Source organism: Bradyrhizobium sp. CIR48 (assembly GCF_014198315.1).
Taxonomy (GTDB): Bacteria; Pseudomonadota; Alphaproteobacteria; order Rhizobiales; family Xanthobacteraceae; genus Bradyrhizobium.
In genome coordinates, this window is record NZ_JACIHG010000015.1 from 48,189 (window position 1) to 60,114 (window position 11,926).

Consider the following 11,926-nt stretch of genomic DNA (forward strand, 5'->3'; position numbering starts at 1 on the left):
TCGTATCGGTATGATTATTGTCGCGCGCGAATTCGCTGACTAGATCGCCGCAAGCGATCGAGCGAGCAAGGGGATGCATATGGCAACTGTTCTCACCATCAACGGCGAAACGAAATCGTTCGATGCGCCGCCTGAAATGCCGCTTCTGTGGGTGCTGCGCGACATCCTCGGAATGACCGGCACCAAGTTCGGCTGCGGCATCGCGCAATGCGGCGCCTGCACGGTGCATGTCGACGGCAAGGCGGTGCGCTCCTGCGTCCTGCCGGTCAGCGCGGTCGAGAACCGCGCCATCACCACGATCGAACATGTCGGCAGCACGCCTGCGGGCGCGAAGGTGCAGAAGGCCTGGCTCGATCTCGAAGTGATCCAGTGCGGCTATTGCCAGTCCGGCCAGATCATGTCGGCCGCCGCATTGCTGGCAGCTACGCCCAATCCTGACGATTCCGACATCGACGCCGCGATGGCCGGCAACATCTGCCGCTGCGGCACCTATGTCCGCATCCGCGAGGCCGTCAAGCAGGCCGCCCACGGCCGCCAGTCCTGAGGTCCGCCATGAATGCACATGACAGCGTCTCCCGCCGCGCGCTGCTGACCGGCGGTCTCGCCACCGGTTTCCTGCTCGCCTTCCATCTGCCGCTGCGCGCCGCCGTCAACGAACCGGTGCAGCCGCGCGATGCGACCGAGGGCAAGTTCGCGCCCAATGCCTTCATCCGCATCGACGAGACCGGCCACACCGTGCTGATGATGCCGCAGGTCGAGATGGGCCAGGGCACCTACACCTCGATCTCCGCCGTGCTCGCCGAGGAGCTTGATGCCGACTGGAGCAGGGTCGAGGTGCAACATGCTCCGCCGAACGACAAGCTCTACGGCAATCCGACCTTCGGCCTGCAGGTCACCGGCAACTCCAACTCGATCCGGGCTTGGTGGCTGCCGCTGCGCAAGGCTGGTGCCACCGCCCGCGCGATGCTGGTGCAGGCCGCGGCCGCCCAATGGGGCGTCGAGCCCGCGAGCTGCACGGCATCGAAGGGCGAGGTCGCGCATGAAGCGAGCGGCCGCAAGCTCGCTTACGGCGCGCTGGCGCTCGCTGCGCAAGGCCAGACCCCGCCGAAGGATGTTGCGCTGAAGGACCCCAAGGACTTCGTCATCATCGGCCAGCCGCTGAAGCGGCTCGACACGCCCGACAAGGTCAACGGCAAGGCCGTCTACGGCATCGACGCGATCCTGCCCGGCATGAAGTTCGCGACCGTCGCCGCCTGCCCCGTGTTCGGCGGCAAGGTCGGCAAGGTCGACGACAGCGCCGCGGTGAAGCTCCCCGGCGTGCGCAAGGTCGTGGTGCTCGACGACATGGTCGCCGTGATCGGCGATCACATGTGGGCGGCCAAGAAGGGCCTCGAAGCGCTCAAGATCGAGTGGAACGAGGGACCCAACGCTGCGATCACCACGAAGGATGTCTGGGACGATCTGCGCAAGGCCAGCCAGAAGGACGGCGCGGTCGCCAAATCCGACGGCGACATCGCCAAGGCGCTGGCGAGCGGCGACAAGTTCGAGGCGGCTTACGAGCTGCCGTTCCTGGCGCATGCCTCGATGGAGCCGATCAACGCCACCGTCCATGTCAAACCCGATTCCTGCGAGATCTGGACCGGCACGCAGATCATGACGCGCGTGCAGTCGGAGGCGGCGAAGGCCGCTGGGCTTCCGGTCGACAAGGTCATCGTCAACAATCATCTGCTCGGCGGCGGTTTCGGCCGCAAGCTCGAGCCCGACATGGTGATCGCGGCGGTGAAGATCGCAAAACAGGTCGACTACCCCGTGAAGGTGGTGTGGACCCGCGAGGAGGACATCCAGCACGATGTCTATCGTCCGGTCTATCGCGACCAGATCACGGCGTCGCTGGTCGACGGCAAGGTCGCGGGGTGGAAGTACAAGGTCGCCGGCTCCGCGGTTCTGGCGCGCTGGTTGCCGCCGGCGTTCCAGAAGGGCATCGACATCGACGCGATCGATGCCGCGGTCGATGCGCCCTACGACTTCGCCAATTTCCACGTCGAATATGTCCGCGCCGAACCGCTGTCGGTGCCGACAGGCTTCTGGCGCGGCGTCGGCCCCAACAACAACGTGTTCGCGGTCGAATGCGCGATGGACGAGCTCGCGCGCAAGGCGGGCAAGGACCCGATCGAGTTCCGAAAGTCCATGCTGACCAAGAACCCGCGCATGCTCGCGGTGCTGGGCCAGGTCGCGGAGGAAGCCGACTGGGGCGAGCCGCTGCCTCCGCGCGTCGGCCGCGGCGTCTGCGTGCAGCCGTCATTCGCGAGCTTCATCGCGACCGTGGTGGAGGCCGAGATCGACGATATCGGCGAGATCGTGCTCCGCCGCATCACCTCGGTGGTCGACACCGGCATTGCAGTCAACCCCGACACGGTGAAGGCGCAGATCGAGGGCGGGCTGATCTTCGGCCTCACCGCCGCGCTCTATGGCGAGATCACCATCGACAAGGGCCGCGTGCAGCAATCGAACTTCCATGACTACCGCATGATGCGCATCAACGAGACGCCGAAGATCGACGTGATCGTCGTCAAGAGCGGCGAGGCGCCCGGCGGCATCGGCGAGGCCGGCGTCAACGCCGGGCCGCCGGCGCTGCGCAACGCGATTCTTGCCGCAACCGGCGTGGCGCTGCGGCGCCTGCCCATTGACCGAAAACTGCTGGCTGCGGGGAAGAAGGCATGAGCGGCAAGATGCGTATCCTCACAAGCGTCGCTGCGATCGCCATCGTCGCAGCAGGGCTCGGCGTCTGGATCATTCGCGGGCCCGGTCCGCTCGACTTCGCCGGCGGCACGAAGGTGGCGCTGGCGGATTATCGCGCCGGCAAGCCGACCGGCGTGCCCGCCAAGCTGGAGAAGGCAAGCCTGGTCGAGCGCGGCGAATATCTCGCCAAGGCGGCGGACTGCATGGTCTGCCACACCAAGCCGGGCGAGAAGGACTATTCCGGCGGGCTCGCGTTCAAGCTGCCGTTCGGCACGCTCTATTCCACCAACATCACGCCGGACAAGGACACCGGCATCGGCAATTACAGCGACCAGGAATTTCTGAACGCGGTCCAGCACGGCAAGCGTCGCGACGGCGCGCGGCTCTATCCGGCGATGCCGTACACGTCCTACACGTTCATGACGGATGAGGACGTGCTGGCGGTGAAGGCCTATCTGTTCAGCCTGCCGCCGGTGCGCGCGAAGGCGCCGGACAATACGCTGTCGTTCCCGTTCAACCAGCGTTGGGCGATGATTGCCTGGTCGGCCGTGTTCAATCCGGACACACGCTTTGCCCCCGATATTTCGAAGAGCCCGGAATGGAACAGGGGCGCGTATCTTGTCGAAGCGCTGGCGCATTGCGGCGAATGCCACACCCCGCGCAATCTCGGTTTTGCGCTGGATAACCGCAGGAAGTTCGCCGGCGCGATCACGGCGGGCTGGCGCGCCTTCAACATCTCCTCCGACAAGGCGACGGGTCTTGGCAATTGGAGCGACCAGGATCTGATCTCCTATCTGTCGCTCGGCCACGCACCGGGCCACGGCTCGGCCTCGGGGCCGATGGGTGAAGCGGTCGACCACAGCTTTAGCCAGTTCGCGCCCGAAGACATCCGCTCCATCGTTGCTTACCTGCGCAGCGTGCCGCCACAGCCCTCGCCTGACCTGCCCGCGACCACGGCGCCGGTCGCGCCCGCCTCGCACAAGGACGGCGTCACGGCGGACGCACGCGGCAAGAAGGTGTTCGCCAGCGCCTGCGCCAGCTGTCACGGCTGGAGCGGCGAGAGCCCGGTGTCCCCGATGGCAACGCTCACCGGCACCTGGGCCGTCAACGACCCCGCCGCCACCAACGTCGCGCAGATCGTGCTGTCAGGTACGAAGCGGCACACGCCGGATGGCGCGCTCTCGATGCCGGCGTTCGGCAATGCGTATACCGACGACGAGATCGCGGCGGTGGCGAACTACGTCACGGCGCGGTTCGGGACAAAGGGCTCGAAGCTGACGGCGAAGGATGTCGCGGAGCTGCGGGGGCAGACGGCGGAGTAGGCAACCGGCGTTACTTGCGGCGAGATTGATGCGCAATCGCGCGCGTCAATCTCCGCCGTCGTCCCGGACAAGCGAAGCGCAGATCCGGGACCCATACCCACAGGGAGTAGTTTGACGATGACTCGGAGTGGGAGCTTTGCCCCCTATTACTCCCTGGGGTTATGGGTCCCTGCGTTCGCGGGGACGACACCGAGGTTGACGCGGCTCTGCTAACTCAACCAGAACTTCGGCGTCGTCGGCTCCAGCCTTCCGCCGACGCGCACCGGTGCGATCTTGAGCGCGAGGCCCGTTGCATCATCCGTCTCCACCGCGACACCGCTCAGCGTTGCAGCGCCCGCGGCCGGCTCGAATCTCCCCGACGGAATCCCCGAGGTGAACCTGCGCAGCGGCTCTTCCTTCTGCATGCCGATGATGGAATCGTAATCGCCGGTCATGCCGGCATCGGTCATGTAGGCGGTGCCGCCCGACAAGATCTGATGGTCGGCAGTCGGCACATGGGTGTGCGTGCCGACGACGAGGCTGGCGCGGCCGTCGCAGAAGAAGCCGATGCCCTGCTTCTCGCTGCTCGCCTCGCAATGGAAATCGACGACGACGGCATCGGCGGCAACGCCGAGCGGACAGGCCCCTAACTCGCGCTCCAGCGCGGCGAAGGGATCATCGAACGGGGTCATGAAGACGCGGCCCAAAGCGTTGACGACGAGCGCATGCTTGCCATTCTTGGTCTCGACCAGGGCTGCGCCGCGGCCGGGCGTGCCGCGCGGATAGTTCGCCGGACGCACCAGGCGCTCGGCACGCTCGATGAAGACGAGCGCCTCTCGCTGGTCCCAGGAATGGTTGCCGAGCGTGACCGCGTCGGCACCGGCATCCAAAAACTCCTGATAGATCGCTTCCGTGATGCCGAAGCCGCCGGCGGAATTCTCGCCGTTGACGACGACGAAATCGAGCGACCAGTCCTTGACCATGCCGGGCAGATAGTCGGCGATGGCCGTGCGTCCTGCACGGCCGACGACGTCACCCACGAAGAGAATGCGCAACTTCAGAACTCCGGAAATCGAACACGTCCGATTCCGTTAGCACATAATCCAGCGCGACGTCGTGGGATAGTGCCGGAACCGCCTTGATCTCCTGCGCTGCAAAAGCGAGCCCGATGCCGACGATATCCTTGGCCTTGCGCAAATGCGCGAAGGTGAAATCGTAATGCCCCGCGCCATAGCCGATGCGATGGCCGAGACGGTCGAACGCCGCCAGCGGCGTCAGCATGATATCCGGAATGACTTCGCTTGCGGCTGGCGACGGCTCGGGAATGCCGAGCGGACCGAGCATCAGGCGATCGTTCGGGTGGAAGATGCGGAAGATCAGCGACTGGCCGCGCGCGGTGACGCAAGGCAGCGCCAGCTTTGCGCCCTCTTCGGCGAGCTTGTTCAGCAGCGGCATCGGATCGATCTCGCTGCGGATCGGCGAATAGCCGGAGACGATGCTGCCGGGCAGAAGCTGGAACGGCAGTCCGCGCTTGGCGAGCTTTGCGGCGGCGGCGCTGCGCTTCTTCTCGCTGAGCGCGTCGCGTGCCGCCAGGGCCTTGGCACGGAGTTCGGCTTTCGAATTGGGCATGCGCTTTGGTCCCCACGTCATCACCGCGAATGCGGGTGATCCAATATTCAGAGGCGGTGGTGATTCACACAAAGGCCGCGGCGTACTGGATGTCCCGGTCCCCATGCACAATTGCGCACTGGGCAGGGCATGACACCTGTTGAACTGGGCCGCAGTCGTTTCAACAAGCACAAACCATGCAAACAAAAGTGCGAAGCCGCGTACGCCGTTGAAGCACTCGATCCCGGAGTTCCCTACGAAAGTAGGTGGGCACCATATGTCCGGGCCCACGGGCCCGGCCAGGGACAGTTCCCTAAAGGATCGATAAGGCCCCGGGGATATATGGCTCCTGACGCGCGTCGCAGCCTCGCCCGCGCAATGTAACAACGATACTGACGAATCGCCAGCCCGACGAGCAGCCTCGCTTCCGCCGCGCGCTTCTTACCCTCCCTGGAGGGGGAGGTCGGCTCACATTGAGCGCAGCGAAATGTGAGACGGGGTGGGGTGACGGTCCCTCCACCCTCCAACAGTGTTCGTGTGGAGAGATCACCCCACCCCGCTCGCGCTGCGCGCGATCGACCCACGGGCGAGCTTCGCTCGTCCCGGACCCTCCAGGGGAGGGTACGCGCGCGGACACATTGAGCGAACCAGCTGCGATCCGCGGACGCTACCCGATCGCAATCCCATTGCCGACGGTCCGGTTCAGGACCTGGGTCGACTTCTCGATGCGTTCGGCCGCAGCGTTCAGGGCATTCACCACGGCGGTCTGCGTCATCCGGGCGCGCTCGACGGCGGCGTTGCGGAAGTCCCTGAGCTCGGTCAGCTCCTGCTCCATGGTGCGGACACGGTTGCCGGCATCGACCAGCTCGTCGCAGACGGTCAGCGCCGCCATCACGGTGAGGCGCGCATCGCCGATCTCGCCGAATTTTCCGCGCAGCGACTGGATCCGCGTCTCCAGGCTTTCCGCGAGCTTGAGCAGCCGCACCTCCTGGCCCTCCTCGCAGGCCATGCGGTATTGCCGGCCATTGATGGTGACGTTGATGTGGCTCATCCGTCCTCTCCGGTATCGAGCACCGAGCGTATCGTGACGATCGCGGAATCCAGCCGGTCGGAAATCTCGCGATTGGTGCGCTCGAGCTTGCGCGCCTTCACCAGCGCGCCGTCGAGCTCGTCGGCGAGCCGCGAGCGATCCGCGCCCAGTGCCTGGATTCGTGCCGCAAGTTCGTTCTCGTCGCGATCAGCATCGCGCCGCCGCTCGACCGCGCTTTCGAGCGCGTCGAGCGCCGCCATCAGCCTGCGGGTCGCGATCTCGATCTCGACCGCGGAGGACTCCGTCATGGCGGCACTGTTGGACACGCGATCGTTCATGTAGTCAGCGGCGGAACCTGTGGCCTTTGCCCAGTGGCCTTTTCCTGGGGCGTGCCGTCCGGCAAAAGACTCGGTTCGGCAAGCGGTTAGAAGCAGAAATTTACGTGGCAAGCTAGCCAAGCGCAACGCCGCCGCGAAACTATGCACTGCTAGATCGGGAGCGATCATCCCGATCCGTGGGTTCCTGCCGGTGCGATCACCTCCGAAACGGAGCCCCCTTTCGAAGCGTGCCGCAGGCAACTTTTACGGCCGAATCGGCGTTTGACTGCCTTGGACTCCCGGAACCGAGGTGCTATCCCAGCGCCGACCTTCAGTGGCCGCCAGGCTCCTCCCGCGCGGGCGTACATCGCCTCCAAGCGCCTCATTTCAGACGGATTTCAGACATGACGCAGGTCGATCACACCCGTATGGCCAACGCGATCCGCGGCCTTTCGATGGACGCCGTCGAGAAGGCGAAATCGGGTCATCCCGGCCTGCCGATGGGTGCCGCCGACATCGCCACGGTGCTGTTCACGCAATTCCTGAAATTCGACGCCGCCGCACCCGCCTGGCCCGACCGCGACCGCTTCGTGCTCTCGGCCGGCCACGGCTCGATGCTGCTCTATTCGCTGCTGTATTTGACCGGCAATTCCGAGATGACGCTGGACCAGATCAAGCAGTTCCGCCAGGTCGACTCGCTCACCCCCGGCCACCCCGAGAATTTCCGCACCAACGGCATCGAGACCACGACCGGCCCGCTTGGCCAGGGCATCTCGACCGCGGTCGGCATGGCGCTCGCCGAGAAGATGCTTGCCGCCGAGTTCGGCAAGAAGATCGTCGATCACCACACCTATGTGCTCGCCTCCGACGGCGACCTGATGGAAGGCGTGTCGCAGGAAGCGATCGCGATGGCCGGGCACTGGAAGCTCAACAAGATGATCGTGCTCTACGACGACAACGGCATCTCGATCGACGGCCCGACCTCGATCTCCGATTCCGTCGACCAGGTGAAGCGCTTCAAGTCGGCGGGCTGGGCCGCCGAGAAGATCGACGGCCACGATCAGGCGGCGATTGCCGACGCCATCACGCGCGCGAAGAAATCCAACAAGCCGACGCTGATCGCCTGCCGCACCACCATCGGTTTCGGCGCCCCGCACAAGGCCGGGACGTCGAAGGTGCATGGCGAGGCGTTGGGGGCTGAGGAGCTCAAGGCCGCCAAGGAAAATCTCGGCATCTCGCTCGAGCCGTTCGCGGTCGCCGACGACGCGCTGAAGGCGTGGCGTGCAGCCGGCAGCCGCGGCGCTGCCGCGCGCCAGGAATGGGAGGGCCGGCTCGGCGAGTTCGGCAGCCGCAAGCGCGCAGAATTCGAGCGCCGCCTGCGCCATGAGCGTCCCGCCGCGCTCGCCAAGGCGGTGCGCGCATACAAGAAGGAATTGCTGGAAAAGCCGATGACCGCGGCGACCCGCAAATCCTCGGAAGCCGTGATCGAAGTCATCGCCGGCGCGATGCCGATGGAATTCCTCGCCGGCTCGGCCGACCTCACCGGCTCCAACAACAACAAGGCGAAATCGGCAACCGCGTTCTCGGCGAAGACGCCGAAGGGCCGCTTCATCCATTACGGGATTCGCGAGCACGGCATGGCGGCGGCGATGAACGGCATCTTCCTGCATGGCGGCTTCGCGCCGAACGGTGCGACCTTCCTGGTGTTCACCGACTACGCACGTCCTGCAATGCGCCTTGCCGCGCTGATGGGCTCCGGCGTCGTCTATGTGATGACGCACGATTCCATCGGCCTCGGCGAAGACGGCCCGACCCATCAGCCGGTCGAGCATCTCGCCGCGCTTCGCGCCATTCCGAACATGCGTGTGTTCCGCCCGTGCGACGCCATGGAGGTCGCCGAGTGCTGGGAGCTCGCGCTCAATCGCGTGGACGGACCGACAGTGCTGGCGCTGACGCGCCAGAATCTGCCGCAGCTCCGGACCACCGCGCCGAACGACAATCCCTGCGCACAGGGCGCCTATGAGCTGGTCGCCGCTCAGGGCGAAGCCAAGGTGACGCTGTTCGCCTCCGGCTCCGAGGTCGAGATCGCGGTCGCCGCCCAGAAGCAGCTCGCGGAACGCGGTATCGCGTCGCGCGTTGTCTCCGTTCCCTCGCTCGAGCTGTTGTTAGCGCAACCAGAGGCCAAGCGCGCCGCGATCATCGGCAATGCGCCGGTCAAGATTGCGATCGAGGCCGCCGTGCGCTGGGGCTGGGATGCCGTGATCGGCCAGGATGGCGAATTTATCGGCATGCATTCGTTCGGCGAAAGCGGCCCTGCAAAGGAGCTTTACAAGCATTTCGGCATTACCGCCGAGGCTGCAGTTAACGCTGTGCTGAAGCGCGTTAGCTGAGAGTTGAGCTTGCCGCAAAAAAGGACTACCTAGTCTTCCATATGATCAAGCACCGCCCGGCCGAACCGGGCGCCCGCCCCTAAAAAACCCTCGCAGGCGCGCAAAGCGCGTTGTGCGGGATGACAACGGTCATTGAAGGAGACGAAACATGGCAGTCCGCGTTGGAATTAACGGTTTTGGCCGCATCGGCCGCAACATCCTGCGGGCTATCGCCGAGTCCGGCCGCAAGGACATCGAGGTCGTCGGCATCAATGATCTCGGTCCGGTCGAGACCAACGCCCATCTGCTCCGCTTCGACAGCGTCCATGGCCGTTTCCCCGGCACCGTCACCGTCGACGGCGATACGATCAATCTCGGCAGCGGCAAGATCAAGGTGACCGCCGAGCGCGATCCCTCGAAGCTGCCGTGGAAGGATCTCGGCGTCGACATCGCGATGGAATGCACCGGCATCTTCACCTCGAAGGACAAGGCGTCCGCGCATCTGACCGCCGGCGCCAAGCGCGTGCTGGTCTCCGCGCCCGCCGACGGCGCCGACGCCACCATCGTCTACGGCGTCAACCATGAGACGCTGACCAAGGAGCACCTGGTCATCTCCAACGGCTCCTGCACCACCAATTGCCTGGCGCCGGTTGCCAAGGTGCTGAACGATCTCGTCGGCATCGAGACCGGCTTCATGACCACGATCCACGCCTATACCGGCGACCAGCCGACGCTCGATACGATGCATAAGGATCTCTATCGCGGCCGCGCGGCTGCGATGTCGATGATCCCGACCTCGACCGGTGCTGCGAAGGCGATCGGCCTCGTGCTGCCGGAGCTGAAGGGCAAGCTCGACGGCGTCGCGATCCGCGTGCCGACCCCGAACGTCTCGGTCGTCGACCTCAAGATCGTCGCCAAGCGCGCCACCGACGCCAAGGAGATCAACGCGGCGATGAAGCGCGCCAGCGAGCAGCAGCTCAAGGGCATCCTCGGCTACACCAATGCGCCGAACGTCTCGATCGACTTCAACCACGACCCGCATTCCTCGACCTTCCACGAGGACCAGACCAAGGTGCAGAACGGCACGCTGGTGCGCGTGATGTCCTGGTACGACAACGAGTGGGGCTTCTCGAACCGCATGGCCGACACCGCCGCTGCGATCGCGAAGGTGATCTAACTCCGCTCTCGTGTCCCGGACGCGATGCAGCGTGGAACGCTGCTTCGCAGATCCGGGACCCATGTCCCTCCAGCGTAGGTCCCGGTTCTGCAGCGCACCGCTCCGCGGCCAGCGCAGCGCCCGGGACAAGAGAGTGTCCCGATGTCCGCCAAATTCCGTACCCTCGACGACGTCGACGTGAAGGGCAAGCGCGTGCTGCTGCGCGTCGATCTCAACGTGCCCATGGACAATGGCCGCGTCAGCGACACGACCCGGATCGAGCGCGTCGCGCCGACCATCACCGAAATCTCGGACAAGGGCGGCAAGGTCATCCTGCTCGCGCATTTCGGCCGGCCGAAGGGGCGAGACGCCAAGGACTCGCTCAAGCCCGTCGCTGAAGCGCTGTCGAAGGTGGTGAAAAAGCCGGTCGCCTTCGCCGACGACTGCATCGGCGAGCCCGCGGCCAAGGCCGTCGCTGGCCTGAACGACGGCGACATCCTGTGTCTGGAAAATACCCGCTTCCACAAGGAAGAGGAAAAGAACGATCCGGCCTTCGTCGCGGAGCTGGCAAAGCTCGGCGACATCTGGGTCAATGACGCGTTCTCGGCGGCGCACCGCGCCCACGCCACGACCGAAGGCCTCGGCCACAAGCTGCCGGCCTATGCCGGCCGCACCATGCAGGCCGAGCTCGATGCGCTGGAGAAGGCACTGGGCTCGCCGACCAAGCCTGTCATCGCGATCATCGGCGGCGCAAAAGTCTCGACCAAGATCGACCTGCTCGAAAACCTCGTCAGCAAGGTCGATGCGCTCGTGATCGGCGGCGGCATGGCCAACACCTTCCTGCACGCCCAGGGCGTCGCGGTCGGCAAGTCGCTGGCCGAGAAGGATCTTAGCGCCACCGCGCTGCGCATCATGGAGAAGGCGGAAGCGGCCAACTGCGCCATCATCCTCCCCGTCGACGCCACCGTTGCCTATCATTTCGCTGCCAACGCGCCCTCGCACGCCTATGGGCTCGATGCGATCCCGGCCGACGGCATGATCCTCGACGTCGGCCCGCAATCGATCGCCCGCGTCCACGCCGCGATCGACGATGCGGCGACCTTGGTCTGGAACGGACCGCTCGGCGCCTTCGAGATGCAGCCGTTCGATCGCGGCACGGTCGCGGCCGCCAGGCACGCCGCCGAGCGCACCAAGGCCAAGAAGCTGATCTCGATCGCAGGCGGCGGCGACACCGTCGCGGCGCTCAACCAGGCCCATGTGGCCGGTGACTTCACCTATGTCTCGACCGCCGGTGGCGCGTTCCTCGAATGGATGGAAGGCAAGCCCCTGCCCGGCGTCGAGGTTTTGCGCGTCAAGTAAGCCAGATCGGCGAGTAATCAGCGGCCCCGCAAGGCCCCAACGGGAGA

The 11,926-nt window shown here is 65.4% G+C and carries 10 protein-coding genes and 1 other RNA gene; 6 read left to right on the plus strand and 5 right to left on the minus strand.

Annotation, left to right across the window (positions count from 1 at the left end; all coding sequences use genetic code 11):
- Positions 1-79: 79 nt before the first annotated feature.
- Genes GGD66_RS35440 through GGD66_RS35450 form a run of 3 tightly spaced genes read left to right on the plus strand, consistent with a single transcriptional unit; the run spans position 80 to position 4,061 of the window.
- Positions 80-544 (plus strand): (2Fe-2S)-binding protein, encoded by a 465-nt coding sequence (locus GGD66_RS35440; protein ID WP_183261333.1) that lies wholly within the window; start codon positions 80-82, stop codon positions 542-544.
- An 8-nt stretch (positions 545-552) separates the two neighbouring features.
- The gene (locus tag GGD66_RS35445) at positions 553-2,721 is read left to right on the plus strand and encodes a xanthine dehydrogenase family protein molybdopterin-binding subunit (protein WP_183261335.1); all 2,169 of its coding nucleotides are present in this window, start codon (positions 553-555) and stop codon (positions 2,719-2,721) included.
- Positions 2,718-4,061 carry a cytochrome c gene (locus GGD66_RS35450; RefSeq protein WP_183261337.1) on the plus strand — a complete coding sequence of 448 codons (1,344 nt, stop codon included), beginning with the start codon at positions 2,718-2,720 and terminating at the stop codon, positions 4,059-4,061. Before GGD66_RS35445 ends, GGD66_RS35450 begins: the two co-directional genes overlap by 4 nt.
- 209 nt (positions 4,062-4,270) lie before the next feature.
- Here the strand turns inward: GGD66_RS35450 and GGD66_RS35455 are convergent, their stop codons facing one another.
- The 5 genes from GGD66_RS35455 to GGD66_RS35475 form a co-directional block, all read right to left on the minus strand.
- On the minus strand, positions 4,271-5,095 hold the full coding sequence (locus GGD66_RS35455) for a TIGR00282 family metallophosphoesterase (RefSeq protein ID WP_018318700.1): 825 nt from the start codon (positions 5,093-5,095) through the stop codon (positions 4,271-4,273).
- On the minus strand, positions 5,073-5,669 hold the full coding sequence (locus tag GGD66_RS35460; protein ID WP_183261339.1) for a 5-formyltetrahydrofolate cyclo-ligase: 597 nt from the start codon (positions 5,667-5,669) through the stop codon (positions 5,073-5,075). Before GGD66_RS35460 ends, GGD66_RS35455 begins: the two co-directional genes overlap by 23 nt.
- Positions 5,670-5,858: 189 nt before the next feature.
- Positions 5,859-6,019, minus strand: a non-coding RNA gene (ssrS, locus tag GGD66_RS35465) — 6S RNA.
- Between the two features lie 296 nt (positions 6,020-6,315).
- Positions 6,316-6,699, minus strand: a complete 384-nt coding sequence (locus tag GGD66_RS35470; RefSeq protein WP_018318702.1) for a cell division protein ZapA — start codon at positions 6,697-6,699, stop codon at positions 6,316-6,318.
- Positions 6,696-7,016, minus strand: a complete 321-nt coding sequence (locus GGD66_RS35475; protein WP_018318703.1) for a DUF4164 domain-containing protein — start codon at positions 7,014-7,016, stop codon at positions 6,696-6,698. The genes GGD66_RS35470 and GGD66_RS35475 overlap by 4 nt, the downstream gene beginning before the upstream one ends.
- 383 nt (positions 7,017-7,399) lie before the next feature.
- On the opposite strand from GGD66_RS35475, the gene tkt reads away from it, so the two are divergent.
- The 3 genes from tkt to GGD66_RS35490 all read left to right on the plus strand — a co-directional run bounded on the left by tkt (position 7,400) and on the right by GGD66_RS35490 (position 11,879).
- Positions 7,400-9,385: a transketolase gene (gene tkt, locus GGD66_RS35480; protein ID WP_183261341.1), complete on the plus strand. Its 1,986-nt coding sequence runs from the start codon at positions 7,400-7,402 to the stop codon at positions 9,383-9,385.
- Positions 9,386-9,533: 148 nt separating this feature from the next.
- The gene (gene gap, locus GGD66_RS35485; protein WP_092254501.1) at positions 9,534-10,541 is read left to right on the plus strand and encodes a type I glyceraldehyde-3-phosphate dehydrogenase; all 1,008 of its coding nucleotides are present in this window, start codon (positions 9,534-9,536) and stop codon (positions 10,539-10,541) included.
- Between the two features lie 141 nt (positions 10,542-10,682).
- Positions 10,683-11,879 carry a phosphoglycerate kinase gene (locus GGD66_RS35490; protein ID WP_183261343.1) on the plus strand — a complete coding sequence of 399 codons (1,197 nt, stop codon included), beginning with the start codon at positions 10,683-10,685 and terminating at the stop codon, positions 11,877-11,879.
- Positions 11,880-11,926 lie beyond the last annotated feature (47 nt).

Bases quoted from the DNA above. Each gene is read 5' to 3' on its own strand.
- GGD66_RS35470 (WP_018318702.1), bottom strand. From the start codon at position 6,699: ATGAGCCACATCAACGTCACCATCAATGGCCGGCAATACCGCATGGCC.
- gap (WP_092254501.1), top strand. From the start codon at position 9,534: ATGGCAGTCCGCGTTGGAATTAACGGTTTTGGCCGCATCGGCCGCAAC.
- GGD66_RS35475 (WP_018318703.1), bottom strand. From the start codon at position 7,016: ATGAACGATCGCGTGTCCAACAGTGCCGCCATGACGGAGTCCTCCGCG.
- GGD66_RS35440 (WP_183261333.1), top strand. From the start codon at position 80: ATGGCAACTGTTCTCACCATCAACGGCGAAACGAAATCGTTCGATGCG.
- GGD66_RS35445 (WP_183261335.1), top strand. From the start codon at position 553: ATGAATGCACATGACAGCGTCTCCCGCCGCGCGCTGCTGACCGGCGGT.
- GGD66_RS35490 (WP_183261343.1), top strand. From the start codon at position 10,683: ATGTCCGCCAAATTCCGTACCCTCGACGACGTCGACGTGAAGGGCAAG.
- tkt (WP_183261341.1), top strand. From the start codon at position 7,400: ATGACGCAGGTCGATCACACCCGTATGGCCAACGCGATCCGCGGCCTT.
- GGD66_RS35450 (WP_183261337.1), top strand. From the start codon at position 2,718: ATGAGCGGCAAGATGCGTATCCTCACAAGCGTCGCTGCGATCGCCATC.
- GGD66_RS35460 (WP_183261339.1), bottom strand. From the start codon at position 5,669: ATGCCCAATTCGAAAGCCGAACTCCGTGCCAAGGCCCTGGCGGCACGC.